This is a genomic window from Ruegeria sp. AF5 (genome assembly GCF_056541905.1).
The window spans coordinates 172,424-187,908 of record NZ_JBQFYZ010000005.1; the positions used below are offsets into that span (position 1 = coordinate 172,424).

General features: G+C 59.8%; 20 protein-coding genes. 9 read left to right on the forward strand and 11 right to left on the reverse strand.

Annotation, left to right across the window (positions count from 1 at the left end):
• Positions 1-17 precede the first annotated feature (17 nt).
• The gene (locus tag ACR0DS_RS10390; RefSeq protein WP_480484553.1) at positions 18-1,385 is read left to right on the forward strand and encodes an MmgE/PrpD family protein; all 1,368 of its coding nucleotides are present in this window, start codon (positions 18-20) and stop codon (positions 1,383-1,385) included.
• Positions 1,386-1,443: 58 nt separating this feature from the next.
• Here ACR0DS_RS10390 and ACR0DS_RS10395 read toward each other — a convergent pair whose 3' ends face one another.
• Genes ACR0DS_RS10395 through ACR0DS_RS10415 form a run of 5 tightly spaced genes read right to left on the reverse strand, consistent with a single transcriptional unit; the run spans position 1,444 to position 6,075 of the window.
• A complete protein-coding gene (locus ACR0DS_RS10395) occupies positions 1,444-3,591 on the reverse strand; it encodes a hypothetical protein (protein WP_480559285.1) in 2,148 nt (715 codons plus the stop codon).
• Positions 3,588-4,457 carry a flagellar motor stator protein MotA gene (gene motA, locus ACR0DS_RS10400; protein WP_209505140.1) on the reverse strand — a complete coding sequence of 290 codons (870 nt, stop codon included), beginning with the start codon at positions 4,455-4,457 and terminating at the stop codon, positions 3,588-3,590. The genes ACR0DS_RS10395 and motA overlap by 4 nt, the downstream gene beginning before the upstream one ends.
• A gap of 47 nt (positions 4,458-4,504) precedes the next feature.
• Positions 4,505-5,089 carry a MotE family protein gene (locus tag ACR0DS_RS10405; protein ID WP_480474307.1) on the reverse strand — a complete coding sequence of 195 codons (585 nt, stop codon included), beginning with the start codon at positions 5,087-5,089 and terminating at the stop codon, positions 4,505-4,507.
• On the reverse strand, positions 5,086-5,568 hold the full coding sequence (locus ACR0DS_RS10410; protein WP_480474306.1) for a hypothetical protein: 483 nt from the start codon (positions 5,566-5,568) through the stop codon (positions 5,086-5,088). Before ACR0DS_RS10410 ends, ACR0DS_RS10405 begins: the two co-directional genes overlap by 4 nt.
• Positions 5,569-5,577: 9 nt before the next feature.
• Positions 5,578-6,075 carry a flagellar basal body-associated FliL family protein gene (locus ACR0DS_RS10415; protein ID WP_267364614.1) on the reverse strand — a complete coding sequence of 166 codons (498 nt, stop codon included), beginning with the start codon at positions 6,073-6,075 and terminating at the stop codon, positions 5,578-5,580.
• A gap of 118 nt (positions 6,076-6,193) precedes the next feature.
• On the opposite strand from ACR0DS_RS10415, the gene fliF reads away from it, so the two are divergent.
• Genes fliF through fliP form a run of 4 tightly spaced genes read left to right on the forward strand, consistent with a single transcriptional unit; the run spans position 6,194 to position 9,384 of the window.
• On the forward strand, positions 6,194-7,777 hold the full coding sequence (fliF, locus tag ACR0DS_RS10420; protein WP_480559287.1) for a flagellar basal-body MS-ring/collar protein FliF: 1,584 nt from the start codon (positions 6,194-6,196) through the stop codon (positions 7,775-7,777).
• A complete protein-coding gene (locus ACR0DS_RS10425; RefSeq protein WP_480484560.1) occupies positions 7,777-8,373 on the forward strand; it encodes a FliH/SctL family protein in 597 nt (198 codons plus the stop codon). Before fliF ends, ACR0DS_RS10425 begins: the two co-directional genes overlap by 1 nt.
• Positions 8,366-8,653 carry a FliM/FliN family flagellar motor C-terminal domain-containing protein gene (locus tag ACR0DS_RS10430; protein ID WP_267364617.1) on the forward strand — a complete coding sequence of 96 codons (288 nt, stop codon included), beginning with the start codon at positions 8,366-8,368 and terminating at the stop codon, positions 8,651-8,653. Before ACR0DS_RS10425 ends, ACR0DS_RS10430 begins: the two co-directional genes overlap by 8 nt.
• Entirely contained in the window at positions 8,653-9,384 is a 732-nt protein-coding gene (gene fliP / locus ACR0DS_RS10435; RefSeq protein WP_480484562.1) for a flagellar type III secretion system pore protein FliP, read from the forward strand. The genes ACR0DS_RS10430 and fliP overlap by 1 nt, the downstream gene beginning before the upstream one ends.
• Positions 9,385-9,486: 102 nt before the next feature.
• On the opposite strand, the gene ACR0DS_RS10440 is transcribed toward fliP, so the two are convergent.
• Entirely contained in the window at positions 9,487-10,086 is a 600-nt protein-coding gene (locus ACR0DS_RS10440) for an MlaC/ttg2D family ABC transporter substrate-binding protein (RefSeq protein ID WP_480559289.1), read from the reverse strand.
• The gene (locus ACR0DS_RS10445) at positions 10,076-10,846 is read right to left on the reverse strand and encodes an MlaA family lipoprotein (protein ID WP_245222636.1); all 771 of its coding nucleotides are present in this window, start codon (positions 10,844-10,846) and stop codon (positions 10,076-10,078) included. The genes ACR0DS_RS10440 and ACR0DS_RS10445 overlap by 11 nt, the downstream gene beginning before the upstream one ends.
• A 351-nt stretch (positions 10,847-11,197) precedes the next feature.
• On the opposite strand from ACR0DS_RS10445, the gene ACR0DS_RS10450 reads away from it, so the two are divergent.
• Genes ACR0DS_RS10450 through ACR0DS_RS10465 form a run of 4 tightly spaced genes read left to right on the forward strand, consistent with a single transcriptional unit; the run spans position 11,198 to position 13,940 of the window.
• Positions 11,198-11,653: a RidA family protein gene (locus tag ACR0DS_RS10450; RefSeq protein WP_480559291.1), complete on the forward strand. Its 456-nt coding sequence runs from the start codon at positions 11,198-11,200 to the stop codon at positions 11,651-11,653.
• Entirely contained in the window at positions 11,650-12,417 is a 768-nt protein-coding gene (locus ACR0DS_RS10455) for a glycerophosphodiester phosphodiesterase family protein (protein WP_480559293.1), read from the forward strand. The genes ACR0DS_RS10450 and ACR0DS_RS10455 overlap by 4 nt, the downstream gene beginning before the upstream one ends.
• Positions 12,418-12,462: 45 nt before the next feature.
• Complete coding sequence (locus ACR0DS_RS10460; protein ID WP_480559331.1) at positions 12,463-13,650, forward strand: GNAT family N-acetyltransferase; 1,188 nt, start codon at positions 12,463-12,465, stop codon at positions 13,648-13,650.
• Positions 13,647-13,940, forward strand: a complete 294-nt coding sequence (locus ACR0DS_RS10465; protein ID WP_209505128.1) for a 4a-hydroxytetrahydrobiopterin dehydratase — start codon at positions 13,647-13,649, stop codon at positions 13,938-13,940. Before ACR0DS_RS10460 ends, ACR0DS_RS10465 begins: the two co-directional genes overlap by 4 nt.
• Here ACR0DS_RS10465 and ACR0DS_RS10470 read toward each other — a convergent pair.
• The 4 genes from ACR0DS_RS10470 to ACR0DS_RS10485 all read right to left on the reverse strand — a co-directional run bounded on the left by ACR0DS_RS10470 (position 13,937) and on the right by ACR0DS_RS10485 (position 15,456).
• Positions 13,937-14,248 (reverse strand): hypothetical protein, encoded by a 312-nt coding sequence (locus ACR0DS_RS10470; protein ID WP_480559295.1) that lies wholly within the window; start codon positions 14,246-14,248, stop codon positions 13,937-13,939. The two genes, ACR0DS_RS10465 and ACR0DS_RS10470, sit on opposite strands and share 4 nt — an antisense overlap.
• 15 nt (positions 14,249-14,263) lie before the next feature.
• Positions 14,264-14,611 carry an EF-hand domain-containing protein gene (locus ACR0DS_RS10475; protein ID WP_480559296.1) on the reverse strand — a complete coding sequence of 116 codons (348 nt, stop codon included), beginning with the start codon at positions 14,609-14,611 and terminating at the stop codon, positions 14,264-14,266.
• Positions 14,612-14,621: 10 nt separating this feature from the next.
• The gene (locus tag ACR0DS_RS10480) at positions 14,622-14,867 is read right to left on the reverse strand and encodes a glycine zipper 2TM domain-containing protein (RefSeq protein WP_480518023.1); all 246 of its coding nucleotides are present in this window, start codon (positions 14,865-14,867) and stop codon (positions 14,622-14,624) included.
• 103 nt (positions 14,868-14,970) lie between these two features.
• A complete protein-coding gene (locus ACR0DS_RS10485) occupies positions 14,971-15,456 on the reverse strand; it encodes a redoxin family protein (protein ID WP_480474293.1) in 486 nt (161 codons plus the stop codon).
• Positions 15,457-15,485 lie beyond the last annotated feature (29 nt).

The window sequence follows — 15,485 nt, forward strand, 5'->3', positions numbered from 1 at the left end:
CCGACAGGAGAGCTCTCATGACGCATAACCCGCAGACAAATACATTTTCCAGGGTTGCCGATTTCACGCTGACCCGCGCGGCCTCGGACATGCCTGAAAGCGCACTAGAGGCTGCGGCGCTGATGATGCTCGACACGATGGGGATCCTGATCGCATCCGGCCCGATGCAGGCAGGCGTGATCGCGCGGGACACGGCGGCATTGCTTTATGCCAGTACCGATCCTGCATATGGCGCACGGATGTTGTTCGATGGCCGCACCGTCAGCATGGCGGGTGCTGCCTATGCTGCCGCCACGCAAACCGACAATCTGGACGGTCACGACGGATATAACCCCACCAAGGGCCATATCGGGGTGGTCGTGTTGCCAGCGCTGGCCGCACTGGCCGAACATTGCCCGAATCTGACCGGACCCGAGGCTTTGGCGGCGGTCGTTGCCGGGTACGAGGTGGCCGGGCGCGCGGGCCTGTCGCTGCACGCAAGTGTCAGCGATTACCACACATCCGGTGCCTGGAACGCGCTTGGCGTGGTTGCGATGGCGGCGCGCCTGCGCGGATTTTCTGTCGACCAGATGCGGCAGGCGATGGGAATTGCCGAATATCACGGTCCACGCAGCCAGATGATGCGCGAGATTGCCAACCCCACAATGCTGCATGACGGGTCGGGTTGGGGCGCGATGGTGGGGCTGTCCGCCGCTGTTCTGGCCGAACGCGGCTTTACCGGCGCGCCCGCCATCACAATCGAGGCGGAAGAGGTCACACCCTACTGGGAGGATCTGGGAACCTTTTGGCAGGTCGAACATCAATACGTGAAACCCTATCCGATCTGTCGCTGGGCCCATGCCGCGATTGATGGCGTGCGCGCTGTCATGATCGCGCATGACCTGACCAGCACGCAGATCGAAACTTTGCATATCAGCAGCTTTCATCAGGCGGCCTGCCTTTTTGCGGGACTGCCCGAAACAACTTCGCAAGCGCAGTATTCCCTGCCATTTGCCGTGGCAGTTCAGGCCGTTTACGGGCGCATCGGCGTTGAACAAATCTCAGGGTCTGGCCTGTCTGATCCTGCGGTCGCCAATCTGATGTCCCGCATCACGGTCGCGGAAAGCGAACACCACAGCGTCCGGTTTCCCGAAGGGCGCTGGGCAGACGTCACGATCACGGCAACGGATGGCCGTGTTCTGAAATCCGGGGATATTCATGCCCGCGGCGGCCCCGAGGCCCCCATGTCACGGGACGATGTCATCGCCAAGTATACGCAGTTTGCGGCCCCCGTGCTTGGACAAGATCGTGCCGACCGCATCCGTCAAGTGATACTTAGTTGGCCGGACAAAAGCGCGCGGTATGCAGACCTGACACCGCTGATTTTTGATCCACCAGAACCGTGAACCGCGCCCCGTCCCGCCTGCAACGATCCGGGCAACTGGACCGGTTGGCTGGGAAACCTCACTCCACCCTGACCGTGTTCAGCATTTCGACGATCCTCTGCCGCGTTGCCAGACTGTCCTCCAGCAGGCTTCCCGCATCCGCCAACGGCTTGCCTGACACGCGAACCGGCGGGGCCAAAAGGGCCTCGGAGGTTTGGTTGAGGCTTGCGTACTTTCCGTCAGAGGGCCCAATCCTTTCCTCCGGTAACCCGGCCAGCCATAGGTATCGGTTTGCTTCTTCCTGTTGCCCGCGGTTCTGCATGAGTTCGGCCACCGCCGCATAGTCCTGCACCTTGTCCAACGCCTGCGCCTGCAGGACGAGCGCCTCGTCCGAGGTATCATTGGCCAGCTCAAGCATGGCCTGTTGCGGGCGGTCCGACAACAACGCCGCACGGGCGCGCAGACGGGCACGCTCTGACCGCCGGGCCTGATCTTCAGGCCTGTTTGCCAGCGCAACGGCCTGATCGGCAAAGCCAAGCACGGCCAGGCGTTCGGCCAGTGCAATCGCGGTATCCGTGGATAGCACCGCCGCCCGGCCCGACTGCTGCACCAATGTGACCTGGCGCAAAAAGGTAAGGTCGTCTGATCGCTCTGCCAGCAATTGCAGGTGACGGTTGAAAGCGCTGTTGCTGTCCGAACCGTCTGGCAAAGACTGGATCACATCGAATGCGCTGTCGAAATCCTGGCTCAGACCCAGGGCAATCGCATGGGTGCGGTTCATCATCGGGCCCAGTTCAGATCGCCGGAACTCGATCGCGTAAGACGCGGCCAGTTCAAGTTCCCTTGAAGACACAGTCTTGCGGTCGGACCACCGCTTTTCCACCAGCCGCGCCAAAGCCAAAGGCGCTTCGCTCTTGGCCACGGCCGAGGTCGTGACCTCGGTCAACAGCGCCTCTTCAAGGGCGCTGTCGCCTTCGGCTTCGGCGACGCCAGCACGGGCCAGCGTGGCGTTCGGGGACGGGTTCTGTTCAATCCGGTCGACCGAACGCATGATCCTTCGCGCGGCCTCCAGTTCCTGCGCGTCTGTCAGGATATCCGAAAGCCGCGTGCCAAGGTGGCGGCGAAGATGCTCTGGCAGCTTTGCAAAGCTGTGTTCGATGGCTTCAAGATGTGCATCAGGTGCCAACTTTCCCTCAGATAGCACGGCCCAAAGTGCGATGTCGCTGTTGCACCGTTGCTGGCCCCTGAATGGATTTGAAACCTGTGCTGGCCGCTCATCCACCAGCCGTGCAATCCCTTTAACACGGTCAATCTCATCCGATGGGGGGGTCAATAACTGCAAAACCTTCAGCGCCTCGGCCCCAAAGCCGTTATAGGCATAGAGCTTTGCCAATTTCAGCGCGCTTTCCGCGTCAAGACGGTCGAACTCTTTGTACAGGGCGGTGCGCAGGACGGACACCTGCTCTGGAAACGGGCGCGTCCCGGACCATGTCGTGAAGCCCAGTTCAGCCGTTGAGATACAAACCGGGTTGTTATCGATCTGCTGCAAACCAGAGTTCAGAATGTCCTGCAGATCATCCAGAACCGAGGTCACGCGTATGTTCGACGTCAATCCGGGTAACGGTGTCACGGCCTCGGACGAGGCAGAACGGCGCGGTCCGACAGGTGCCAAATTCAGGTCCAGCAGCTCACGATCCGCCCCTTGCACCAGACGGGTCGACAACTGATCCCTGATCCCGTGCGTCTTCCCGGTCAGAAGCGGCAGGTCCAGCTGGGAAAGAAGCTTGTGTTCCGCGGGAGAAGCTTTCGGCGCTGCCGGTTTTTTTTGGGTCGGCGAAGGGATTTCTGCAAGCAAGGGCGGCAGGGCTATTGCTGGCGCAATGTCCAGAACGATCATCGAGCTTCGAAACAGGAACGCCGACGCCGTGCAGTCGCACCCGAATTCCAGTTCAAGTGCACCACCGGGTTGCGTCTGCGACAGCGCGGCCAGCCGATCTGATGTCAACCGCCCGAACACCGAACCCGTCCGAAATGTGACACCCTTCAGGTCAATTGCCAGCTTGGCGCCGTTCTTGCGTTGGCTCAGAACCCAGCCCGTATCCGGTGGAACGGTGAAAACCAGCCGGGTGTAGCCCTCATGTTCACCGGACCGCACAGTCACCTCTTCAGAGGTTGCGGCCGTTGCAAGCGTGATCAATGCTGCAACCAGTATCCCGATTTGCCTCATGCTGCGGCCCGTTTAAGCTCTTTCAACGCATCCTCAAGCTCGGAGAAACCGGGGCGGTTATGCGTTGGTGTGTTCTGGCGCCCGACCTCAATGCACATGGCGGCATTGTGGTTGTGCAGGTTTGCAACCAGAACTTCCTTGATCAGCTGATAGAAGTGGTTGTCTTCCTCGACCACGGATTTCAGCTTGGCCGCAAAGGGACCAACCAGACCGTAGGCCAGAAAGACACCCAGAAAGGTACCCACAAGGGCACCGCCGATCAGTTTTCCCAGAACTTCCGGTGGCTGATCAATGGACCCCATTGTCTTGATTACCCCCAGAACGGCGGCGACAATTCCAAGCGCGGGCAGGCCGTCGGCCACGGTTTGCAAGGCGTGGCTCGAATGCAGGGCATGGTGGAAATTCGCTTCCATCCGTTTCTCAAGAACCTCTTCGACCTGATGCGGATCGTCGTAATTCATCGCCGCGGACCGCATCGTGTCGCAAATTAGATCAACCGCTTCCTTGTCGGCCTGAATTCTGGGGTAGGACGAAAACAGGTCCGAGCTGCCGGGGTCTTCTATGTGCTGTTCCACCTCTACCGGATTGGCGCGGGCAATGCGGATGAGGGAAAACAGCAGGCACAACAGGTCGCGGTAATCCTCGGGCTTCCATTTCGGGCCTTTAAAGACCTTCCCCATGTCCTTGATCGTGTGTTTCACGCCGCCGATGTCGTTGCTGATCAAAAAGGCACCAACAGCGGCACCACCGATCATCATCATTTCAAACGGAAGCGACTTTAGAATGATGGTCATCTTGCCGCCAGCGGCCAGATAGCCGCCGAAGACCATCACGAAAATGACGACAATTCCAACAATTCCAATCATCTGAGATCTCCGGCTATGTGTGTTGCACCCGCGGGGAACACGGGCGACTATTCCTGAGGGGCCGAGGCGTTTCGGCCCGCCATGACAACGCTGATCGTATAGGCCGCTTCGGGGCTGAGCCCCGCCAGAACCCCGGCTGCCGCATCCGGTGACATGCGTGACAGAAACCCGGCGGCAAAGGTCGGGTCCATGGTTTCGAACAGCGCAGCCGCGTCTTTCGGCTTCATGTTCTGATAGACATCGGTCAGGCGCGTCAGGTCGTTTTCCGCCGCCCTGTCCGCCAGCGCCAGAGTGGTGCGCAACGACTCCTCGGCCTCCTCAAGCGCGGCCATGCGCATCTCGATAGCCTGACCCGCGATTTCCAGAGCGTTTTCCCGCTCGCGCAGCATGTCTTCCTTTTGTTTGACACGCTCTTCCCGGCGCAGAAGCTCGGTCAGCAGAACCTGCATGTCACGGGTGTTGGACGGGGCGGGTTCATCGTGTTCCGCCTCAGGTTTGGCTGGTTTGGCAAAGGCGGGTCCGGCTTCCAGCCCGATGCGGATAGCGGCCGAGCCGATCATCAGCAATGAGATCACGGCAAGCACCCCTCCGCGGGGCCGCGCGTTGGGAGTGTTGATCCGCGGGCGGCTCATGCCTGCGCCTCGCCTTGCTTGCGGTCATGCCGGAAGAACATCAGCCCCTCAGGTGCGCGTGCCTGTTCTTGGGGCGCAGCGGCTTCGCTGGCCTGCGGCTCGGGTTTGCCTTCGTGTTTCACGCTCTCCGGAACTTCGGTGATGGTGCTTGTCTCTGAAACCTCTGCCTCAGGTTGGGGATCAGCGTCTTTTTCGGGCACGACGTCGTGCATTGACGCCATCATGAGTTCCAGCCGCTGTGCCACCGTTTCGGCGCGCCCCGTCAGCGCCCTAAGCTGGTCGCCTGACTGATCAGAGGCGTTGAGCGCATCATCCAGTGATTTCCGCAGCTCTTCCGCTTGGGTCGACAGCACCGCCACCGCGCCGCCGACGCCCTTTTCAAGATCGGCAAAACGCTTGAGACGGCGCGACAGCACAAAACAATACAGACCCGCACCCATGGCGCCGGCGACCAGCAAAATATCCGCAATCAGCTCCAATTTCGCCTCCTAGTTCAGAACAAATTCCATCACCAGCACGTCGCGCACGCGACCTTCGCCAACGACAATCTCGATGCGGCGCAGCAGGTGGCCCCGGATGCGCATCAACGCCAGTGAATCCTCAAGATCCTTCAATTCGACGGCCCGCAGATACCCGTTCAGGACATCCATGATTCGCGGTCGCATTTTTTCCACGTCAGTCATGTACGGGGCGTTAACCTCAAGCTGTGCGTGAAACTTCAGATGCCGCGCGCCGCCGGAATTCACCGAAACGATCACCGGCGGCAAATCGAGAAAGGCAACATCCGCCAATGCCTTGGCCGGTTCTTCCTTTTCCAAGTCATGGCTTTCCGCCTTCTCGGCCTTGTTTCCCAGCGGCAGCAGCCCGGATGAGGTCAGGAAATACCCACCGGCGGCACCGGCGATGGCCAGAATCACTCCGACGATCATTCCTTTTTTCCCCTTCTTTTCCGGGGTTTCCGCCTGTTCAGCCGTTGCGTCTGTCATGACGTCCTCATTCCTGTGATCTGCCCTGTCATAACCTTGCAGGGACTAACCGATTGTTAAGGGCAATCGTCCAAACAGAGGACGCGCCGGGCAGAATGTCGGCGAGTCGGAGGTGAGCGTGCAGCAGATCGGAACTGTCTGGGCAAGTTTGGACAGGCGTAAACAAATCGTCGTTGCCGGTGCGGTTGTGCTGGTGTTTCTGGGGATCCTCGGGATGTCGCGCCTTGCGACAGCGCCGTCGATGACCCTGCTTTACGCGGGTCTGGAAAGCGGTGCCGCCGGGGATATCGTACGCGCGCTGGATCAGCGTGGCGTGACCTACGAGATTCGGGGCGGATCAATTTACGTCTCAGGCGCGCAACGGGACGAGCTGCGTATGACTTTGGCCAGCGAAGGTCTGCCGGCCAACGGCAACAAGGGCTATGAATTACTGGATTCGTTGAACGGTTTCGGCACCACATCCCAGATGTTTGATGCCGCCTACTGGCGCGCGAAAGAGGGGGAACTGGCGCGCACGATCGTGGGCAGCCCGCATGTCAGCCAGGCCCGCGTTCATATCGCCAATGGCTCTGCCAATCCGTTTCAGCGCAGCGTCGCACCGACGGCTTCGGTTTATCTGGTGCCCTCGGGGGGCGATATCACCGGTGATCAGGCCAAGGCCATCCGGTTTCTTGTCGCCTCGGCCGTTAGTGGTCTGTCGCCTGAAAGCGTGACTGTGATCGATTCGAACGGGTCCGTGATTGGCGGGCAGGACACCGCCGTGGCCGCTGACACGGCAGATGACAAGGCGCGGCAGCTGCGGGAACGGGTTCTGCGTCTGGTCGAAGCGCGTGTCGGTACGGGGAATGCGGTTGTCGAGGTCAGCGTCGATACCGTAACCAGGACGGAATCCCTGCGTGAGCGGCGCTTTGACCCCAAAAGCAGAGTGGCGATCAGCACAGATGTCGAGGAACGCTCTGACAGCGTGCGCAACCAGTCAGCTGATGTCACGGTGGCCTCAAACCTGCCCGACGGCGATGGCGCGGGGGGGGAGGAATCGAATTCGACCGGGACCCAGACACGCGAGCGGGTGAATTACGAGGTTTCCGAAACCGAGCTGGAAGTGCACACCGCCCCCGGTGCGATCAAACGCCTGACGGTTGCCGTTCTGGTCAACGGGACGCGGGCGCTGGATGCTTCGGGCGCTGAATCCTTCACGCCGCTGCCGCAAACAGAACTTGACGCACTTGAGGAGCTGGTGGCCTCGGCTGTGGGATTTGACGCCGCGCGCGGGGACGTCATCACGCTGAAATCATTGGATTTACCAGTGGTCACGCCGCAAGGCACGCTGGTTTCCTCGTCGCTTTGGCAAAACATCCATCTGGACGCCATGTCACTGATCCAGATGGCCGCGCTGGCGCTGGTGTCGCTGGTGCTGGCGTTGTTCGTGATCCGTCCGATCCTGATGAAACCTGCGATGGTCCCGGCGCTGTTGCCAGCTACGGAGGGACGGGCACCGGCCCCGTCGGTCCTGACCGGTGAAATTGCAGCCGACGGAACGGCAGAGTTCACGCCGCTGCCCCAACAAGGGACCGTTCCCGCGCTTGGGGTCAGTGCCACCGGGGATCCGGTTGATCGGTTGCGCGCAATGATTGGCGACAAGCAGGAAGAAACGGTCGAGATCCTGCGCAGTTGGCTTGAAGAAGGTGAGGAGCGCGTGTGATGTCCATCGCACATCTGCTTGAGGATTTCACCACCCGGACCAGCGCCGGAGCCGTTCTGTATCTGGACGAGGAAACGCTTGAGGAACAACGCCTTGCCGCGTTCGAAAGCGGGTACGGCGCCGGTTGGGAGGATGCCGCGCAGGCGCAGGAACAGAACCGCGGCCGCGTTTCGGATGAACTGGCGGGTTCGCTCGAGGATATGTCCTTCACCTATCACGAGGCGCTTAACCGGATGACATTGTCTCTGGAACCGATGTTCGAAAGCCTGGTTCAGACCGTATTGCCTGACATGGTCGAACGCGGGCTGGCCGCCCGGATCGTCGAACAGCTTTGCGAGATGGCGCGCATGGAAATCGAACAACCGATGCAGATCATGGTGCCGGAAGGGTGCGCGCAAGCCGTTCAATCCCTGCTGCCGCAGACCTTGCACTCCGCACCGCGCGTCATCGAAGACCCTGGCCTGGCCCCCGGACAGGCGCGATTGCAGGTCGGCACAAGCCGGCGCGAGATTGATTGCGCGGCCCTGCTGTCCACCATTGCACAGGCATTTGACGCATACGTCTTTGAGGCAAGAAAGGCTTTGTCCAATGAATGACACCCAGTTCCCGAAAACCGAAAAACCCAATCCTTTCGAAACGGTTCCGATTGAAGTGACCGTTTCGGTTGGCCGCGCCCGCCCGTTGATCCGGGACTTGCTGAACATGGGTGAGAACGCGGTGCTGACCCTGGACAAGCGGATCGAGGACCCGGTCGACCTTTATGTCGGGGATCAGCTGGTGGCACGCGGGGTACTTGAGGAGATGGAGGGCGATCAGGCTGGGCAACTGGCCGTGCGCCTGACCGAGATTGCGGATCTGCAAAACGGAATCGGCTGATGCGCTATGTGATCTGGCTGGGTCTGGCTGTAGTGGTGTCCCTGCCGTCGATGGCGGCGGCTCAGGATGTAACCCTGTCGCTGGGCGAAGGCGGTTCGATCTCGGCCCGCACCATCCAGCTGATCCTGTTGATCACGGTGCTCAGCGTTGCTCCGGGTCTGGCGATCATGATCACCTGTTTCCCGTTTCTCATCACCGTTCTGTCGATCCTGCGGCAGGGTGTCGGCCTGCAGCAATCGCCGCCGAATATGCTTTTGGTCAGTCTTGCGCTGTTTCTGACCTATTTCATCATGGACCCGGTGTTCACCGAGGCCTGGACCGCGGGAATACGCCCGATGATGGAAGAAACCATGGCGGTCGAGCCCGCGCTGGAACGCGCGTTAGAGCCGTTTCGCACCTTCATGGCGAACCGGCTGGATTCAGATACGTTTTATGCAATGGCGGCCCTGCGCCCCGGCGGTGACGCGGTCGAGCTGTCTGCCCAGGCCCCGTTATCGGTGTTGATGCCCTCTTTCATGCTGTCCGAGATCGCGCGTGCCTTTCAGATCGGGTTCCTGATCTTCCTGCCCTTTCTGATCATCGATCTTGTGGTTGCGGCGGTGCTTATGTCGATGGGCATGATGATGGTGCCACCTGCCATCGTGTCTTTGCCGTTCAAGCTGGCGTTTTTCGTAATCGCCGACGGGTGGGCTTTGATCGCAGGCGCGTTGGTTCGCAGCTACATGCCGTAAATCTGTCAGGCACGCGCATCATGAGAAAGGGTCAGGCAGACCCGACCCTCTTGAACTTCCAAAAACACGAGCTGTCCGGCACACTTTTGTGCCGGAAACGGCTTAACCCGTCTTTTTCAGATCCGTGATCAGTTGGTTCAGGTTGCCTTTGCGGGCATCCAGCATTGCGCCAATCTCGGTGCGTTCGGTCAGCAACAGATTCACGCCTTCGATGAACATGTTGTAGAACTTGTCGCGGCCGGATTTGTCGGAAACAAGGAACGTCACATCGAACGGGGCTGATCCGCGCAGCTTGACCATTGTGCGAACCTCGAACCCGGCCTTGATCTTGCGGGCATTGCGCACATCGACTTCACCGCCGATGAATTCGCGAAAGCGGCGGCCGTATTTGCGCGAGATATAGCCCTGAAAGGCAGCGGTGAACTGTTTCAGCTGGGTCGGGCTGGCTGTGCGGGCGTCCGCACCCAGCGCATAGCGCGCCATGATCGGCACGTCGGCATACTGCGCGAAGATCTTTTCGAAATCGCGCAGCATCGCTTTTTCGGATTTACCCGACTCGATCACCCGGTTGATGTCGGAAACAACGCTGGTCACAAGCGCCTTGGCGGCGGCCTCGGTCTGGGCAAAGGCAGGTGCGGGCAGCACTGCCAGCGCCAGCCCGGCTGCGATAAAATGACGACGGTTCAACGCGTTATTCAGCATAGGGGTCCTCATAGGGGTCAAGATAGGGGTCCCTGACCGGGTCCGTTCCGGTTTCGGCATAGGGGTCAGAATACAAGTCCAGATAGGCGTCTTCGTCATCTCTTGCCAGTTCGAAGCGGCGGTTTTGCAGGTAGATCAGGCGGGCCTGCGCATAGCTGTCAGCACTTTCGTAAAGAATGGAATCGACAGTGTCCGAGAACCGGCCCCGATCTCCCATGCGCCGTACGATCTCGGCGTAGACGCCAAGGTTGTCGGCGGGGCGGGTCGGGCTGAAATTGATCGGGTTCGAGAACAGGTTGACCACAACCCCGATCGCATCCCTTTGGGTCGACGGGCCATAGAATGGCAGCTCGATATAAGCGCCTTCGCCAACCCCCCAGACATGCAGGGTCTCACCGAAATCCGTGTCCACCGGTGGCAGGTTCAGCTCATCAGCGGGCGAAGACAGGCCAAAGCCACCCACGGTCATGTTGATCACAAAGCGCAGCAGGGCATTGCCCATCTGTTTCGGGTTGCCCTGAAGCAGATAGTCCACCGCCTGACCGGGCAGCGAGATGTTTTCGGCAAAAGTGCTGAAACTGGTCACCATCGGGTCAGGGACGATTTTGACATAGCCTTTCGAGGCCGGCCGGAACAGGAACCGGTCAACACCCAGATTAAACTTGTGAATTCCCCGGTTCGCATTTTCATACGGATCAAACACATCACTGCGCGAGGCACCCTCGGGCGGCGTCGTTGCACAAGCGGACACAAGGGTCATGACCGACAGTAAAACAAGGTGTTTCAGGCGAAATCTGCTCGACACGATCTTTGTTTCTCCTAAATGGCCCCGGCACATGCGCCCGCCGGACATTCAATCAATAATCCACCAAAATCCACGTGCCGGGGTGGCACAAGTTGCAGTCACATAGTCGTTTCAGGTCTTAAATGAAACACCTTGCGTGTAACCTGTTCATCACGGTGGGGTAAAGTGACCGTCGATCAACAGTGAGTTTTCAGTAAAGATACGCTCAGATCGCAGGAAGGCCGAAATTTGCCGGTTTCCGTCTTTCCCAATCCGTGCTTCCCGGTTAGCGTCCGGCAGAGTTGAAATTAGGGAAGGACCTTCGCAATGAGCATCGCTGCAAAACTGGAAAGCCTCGGTGTAACGCTGGAAGACGCGCCCGCGCCTGCGGCCAACTATGTGCCTTTCGTGCGTGTCGGCAATATCCTGTACGTATCTGGCCAGATTTCGAAGACTGACAAGCTGATCACCGGTAAACTGGGCGATGACTTGGACGTCGAAGCCGGGGCTGCGGCGGCGCGTGTCTGCGCGATCAACCTGCTGGCACAGGTCAAGGCGGCTTGTGGCGGCGATATCGAAAAGCTGGTCCGCGTGATCAAGCTGACCGGATTCGTGAACTCGACCGCTGAATTCACGGCACAGCCGCAGGTGATCAACGGCGCGTCCGATTTTCTGGTCGAAGCGCTGGGCGATGCCGGTCGCCACTCGCGTTCCGCCGTCAGCGCGGCGTCGCTTCCGCTGGGTGTCGCGGTCGAGATTGAAGGCATCTTCGAAATCGAATGACGCCGCCCCTACCAGATGTGTTTTTGCAAGCCCCGATTGCGCATCGGGCGCTGCATGACATTACCAAGAACCGCCCGGAAAACAGCCGGGCGGCCATTCGTGCCGCGATTGAGGCTGGCTACGGGATCGAGATCGATCTTCAGCTGACATCGGATGACCAGGCAATGGTCTTTCACGATTACGACATGACCCGCCTGACCGGGCAGTCGGGACCCATTCAGCAGGTCACGGCACTTGCCGCCTCTGGCACGCCGCTTCTGCATGGGGATGACGGCATTCCGACACTGGATGATGTGCTGGACATTGTCGCGGGCCGGGTGCCGTTGCTGATCGAATTAAAGGATCAGGACGGGGCGATGGGCACGAAGGTGGGCGCGCTTGAACGCGACACCGTACGCGCGTTGCAGGGCTACAAAGGCCCGGTGGCCCTGATGTCCTTCAATCCCAACTCGGTCGCTGAACTGGCGCGGCTGGCCCCGCATCTGCCGCGCGGGATCACGACCTGCGCGTATGAGCCCAGTGTCGAGCTTTTGCCGCAAAGCGTCTGCGATCACTTGCGCGATATCCCGGATTTCGACCGTGTCGGCGCCAGTTTCATCAGCCACGAAGCCGCAGACCTGTCGCGCCCCCGCGTGGCGGAACTCAAGGCGCGGGGCGTGCCGATCCTGTGTTGGACAATCCGGTCGCCCGAACAAGAGGCAGAAGCCCGCAAGGTTGCCGACAATGTGACCTTCGAAGGCTATTTGGCCGCGCATTCGACTTGAACCCCCTCCGTGCGGTCACAGATAAAGGACAGGCGCGGAGGACATATGGATCAGGCACAGATCGAGATTCAGGTACTGGGCGCTCTGTCGCAGATTTCAGAGGCAGAGTGGGATGCCTGCGCCTGCCCCGAAGCTGCCGATGGCGGGCGGCCGCTTGGTCCCTTTACCACACATCGCTTTTTGCTGGCGCTGGAGGACAGCGGCTCGGTCGGGCGTGGCACCGGCTGGCAGCCGCAATACCTGACCGCCTATCATGACGGGATGTTGATCGCGGCGGCCCCGATGTATGCCAAATCGCACAGCCAGGGTGAATATATCTTCGATCACAGCTGGGCCCATGCCTATGAAAGCGCGGGCGGGCGGTATTACCCCAAACTGCAAATCGCGGTGCCGTTCACCCCGGCAACCGGGCGGCGGTTTCTGGTGCGTCCGGGCTATGAACGGATCGGCATGTCGGCGCTGGTTCAGGGGGCGGTGCAGCTTGCAGCTGACAACCGGGTCTCGTCCCTTCACGCGACCTTCTGTACCGAAGACGAAGCCCTTGTTGGCGAACAGATGGGCCTGATGCTGCGCCGATCGCAGCAGTTTCACTGGCTGAACGATAACTATGCGGATTTCGACGACTTCCTGAGCGCGCTGTCGTCGCGCAAGCGCAAAACTATCCGGAAAGAACGTACGCAGGCCTGTGGTTTTGGCGGCGAGATCCACACTCTGACCGGTGACCAGCTGCGCCCCGAACACTGGGACGCGTTCTGGCGGTTCTATCAGGACACCGGATCGCGCAAATGGGGCTCACCCTACCTGACGCGGAAGTTCTTTGATATTGCACAGGACACAATGGCAGATGACATGGCCCTTGTGCTGGCCGAACGGAATGGCTTTCCCATTGCGGGTGCGTTGAACTTCATCGGCCGTGAAACCTTTTTTGGGCGTTATTGGGGTTGCATCGAACATCATCCCTGCCTGCATTTCGAACTGTGCTATTATAGGGCAATCGACTTTGCCATTGCCCAAGGTCTGGCCCGGGTCGAGGCAGGCGCACAGGGCGAACACAAGCTGGCGCGAGGGTACCTGCCAACACTCACGCATAGCTTGCATTGGGTCGGCGATCCGGGTTTTGCCGATGCGGTCAAGAAATATCTGGACGCCGAAGGCCACGCAGTGGAAGAAGAGATCGAGATTCTGACGGATTACGGCCCGTTCAGGAAATCGAACCCGGAGGAACAGCAATGACCGAACTCTTGTCGACCGAAACCCGTGGCCCGCTGCTGGATCCGCTGTTCAAAAACGGTTGGACCATGGTTGAAGGCCGCGATGCGATCACCAAGACCTTCATTTTCGACAATTTCGTCCACGCCTTCGGCTGGATGACACAGGTGGCAATCTGGGCCGAGAAGTGGAACCATCACCCCGAATGGTTCAATGTCTACCGCACGGTCGAGGTTGTCTTGTCCACCCATGATGTGGGTGGCCTGTCCTCGCTGGATGCGAAACTGGCCCGCAAGATGGACAGTCTGTGCTAGCGATCGTTGCGGCCTGACCCTTCACCGCCGGCCAGCGATGCGGCAGTGCCCATCTGCCGGAACTCGGCAGGCGTGACAGTGCCGTCGCTGACGTCAATCGCTCTTGGAATACCCGTGGTCTTGTTTCCGATCTGGCGCACACTGCGCGCGGCCGGGTTGATATCCATACACTTGGTTTCATAGCAGGTCAGGCCAGACAGGTTGATCTGAATGCGGGCCTGCCCGTCCGGGCCTGTCACCAACGGGGCCTGCGGCACGTCACAGGCCGCAACCAGCGCCAGCGCTGTCAAACCGAGCCATTTGTTCATCCCAAACTCCTGCTGTTAATCAAGCTGACCATTCCCGTTCTGATCGGCGGACTGGAAATCCGCGCCCATCTGGGTGTCAAATTCAGGTCTTGAGATTACGTTGTCGCCGTTTCGGTCAGCGCTGCGGAACAGTTTGATGTCCATGAACGGTTTGGCCTCGGCCTGACCCAAAGTGCCGTTCCTGTCTTCGTCCATCGTCTGAAAGGCGTAATCCGAGAAAGCATCGAACTCGTCTTTGGACAGGAACCCGTCATTGTTGGCGTCGATGGCCTTCAACTCGTTTTCGTGCAGTTCAGCCACGCTTTCGGCGTGACCCGAACCGGCCAAAGCCACCATGAACATCACTAGGCTTAGCTGTTTCATATCGACCTCCTCAGCACGCGAATCTCTGACCTTCGATGCCGCCAGCGGCAGCGCCCGCTGCGGTCAGGATCGTCTTGCCTGATCCGCCACCAAACTGGTTGCCGATTGCGCCCCCGATCAGCGCCCCGCCCAACGTTCCGCCCAGACAGGCGATTTCGTGCTGGCGTGCAGCTTGCTGTTGCGGAGTTGGGGCCGGTCCACAGGCCGCCAAAAGGGCCGCGCCGGACAGTACTATGTAGAACGCGTTAAGTTTCATGAAAAAACTCCCCGTGTGAATACGCCAAGTATTCGCGCTCTGGGGCGGTGCTACAAGTTAATTTGGCGGCGAAAGGCCCCGGTCGGACCGGGGCCGATCAAAATCAGATCACATCCAACAGGCCTTCACCGGCGGAAATCTCGCAGGCGCCGGGGTTTTCTTCCATATTTAGCACGGTGACCGTGCCATCCTCGACCAGCATTGCATACCGCTTGGACCGCGCGAAAAGCCCCACGGGCGGCGCGTCGAAATCCATGCCGATGGCCTTGGTGAACTCTGCCGCTGCGTCCGACACCATGGTCAGCCCCGCCTCGGTCGCGCCCGTGGATTGCCCCCACGCCTGCATCACAAACGGATCATTGACCGAAAGGCACAGGATCTCGTCCACGCCCTTGGCGTCAAACTGTTTCTTCGTGCGGATGAAACTGGGCACATGGGCGGTCGTGCAGGTGCCGGTATAAGCCCCCGGCACGGCAAAGATCACCACCTTGCGGCCTTTGGTCTTGTCTGAAATCCGCACCTCTTCCGGCCCGTTCGCGCCCATCTGAATCAGCGTTGCTTCGGGCAGGGTATCTCCTGTTGAAATCATTATTCAGCTCCTGTCGTTTGGATTTGCAG

Coding starts and splice junctions, on each gene's coding strand:
- ACR0DS_RS10390 (WP_480484553.1), top strand. CDS start 18: ATGACGCATAACCCGCAGACAAATACATTTTCCAGGGTTGCCGATTTC.
- ACR0DS_RS10395 (WP_480559285.1), bottom strand. CDS start 3,591: ATGAGGCAAATCGGGATACTGGTTGCAGCATTGATCACGCTTGCAACG.
- motA (WP_209505140.1), bottom strand. CDS start 4,457: ATGATTGGAATTGTTGGAATTGTCGTCATTTTCGTGATGGTCTTCGGC.
- ACR0DS_RS10405 (WP_480474307.1), bottom strand. CDS start 5,089: ATGAGCCGCCCGCGGATCAACACTCCCAACGCGCGGCCCCGCGGAGGG.
- ACR0DS_RS10415 (WP_267364614.1), bottom strand. CDS start 6,075: ATGACAGACGCAACGGCTGAACAGGCGGAAACCCCGGAAAAGAAGGGG.
- ACR0DS_RS10425 (WP_480484560.1), top strand. CDS start 7,777: ATGTCCATCGCACATCTGCTTGAGGATTTCACCACCCGGACCAGCGCC.
- ACR0DS_RS10430 (WP_267364617.1), top strand. CDS start 8,366: ATGAATGACACCCAGTTCCCGAAAACCGAAAAACCCAATCCTTTCGAA.
- fliP (WP_480484562.1), top strand. CDS start 8,653: ATGCGCTATGTGATCTGGCTGGGTCTGGCTGTAGTGGTGTCCCTGCCG.
- ACR0DS_RS10440 (WP_480559289.1), bottom strand. CDS start 10,086: ATGCTGAATAACGCGTTGAACCGTCGTCATTTTATCGCAGCCGGGCTG.
- ACR0DS_RS10445 (WP_245222636.1), bottom strand. CDS start 10,846: ATGACCCTTGTGTCCGCTTGTGCAACGACGCCGCCCGAGGGTGCCTCG.
- ACR0DS_RS10450 (WP_480559291.1), top strand. CDS start 11,198: ATGAGCATCGCTGCAAAACTGGAAAGCCTCGGTGTAACGCTGGAAGAC.
- ACR0DS_RS10455 (WP_480559293.1), top strand. CDS start 11,650: ATGACGCCGCCCCTACCAGATGTGTTTTTGCAAGCCCCGATTGCGCAT.
- ACR0DS_RS10460 (WP_480559331.1), top strand. CDS start 12,463: ATGGATCAGGCACAGATCGAGATTCAGGTACTGGGCGCTCTGTCGCAG.
- ACR0DS_RS10465 (WP_209505128.1), top strand. CDS start 13,647: ATGACCGAACTCTTGTCGACCGAAACCCGTGGCCCGCTGCTGGATCCG.
- ACR0DS_RS10470 (WP_480559295.1), bottom strand. CDS start 14,248: ATGAACAAATGGCTCGGTTTGACAGCGCTGGCGCTGGTTGCGGCCTGT.
- ACR0DS_RS10475 (WP_480559296.1), bottom strand. CDS start 14,611: ATGAAACAGCTAAGCCTAGTGATGTTCATGGTGGCTTTGGCCGGTTCG.
- ACR0DS_RS10480 (WP_480518023.1), bottom strand. CDS start 14,867: ATGAAACTTAACGCGTTCTACATAGTACTGTCCGGCGCGGCCCTTTTG.
- ACR0DS_RS10485 (WP_480474293.1), bottom strand. CDS start 15,456: ATGATTTCAACAGGAGATACCCTGCCCGAAGCAACGCTGATTCAGATG.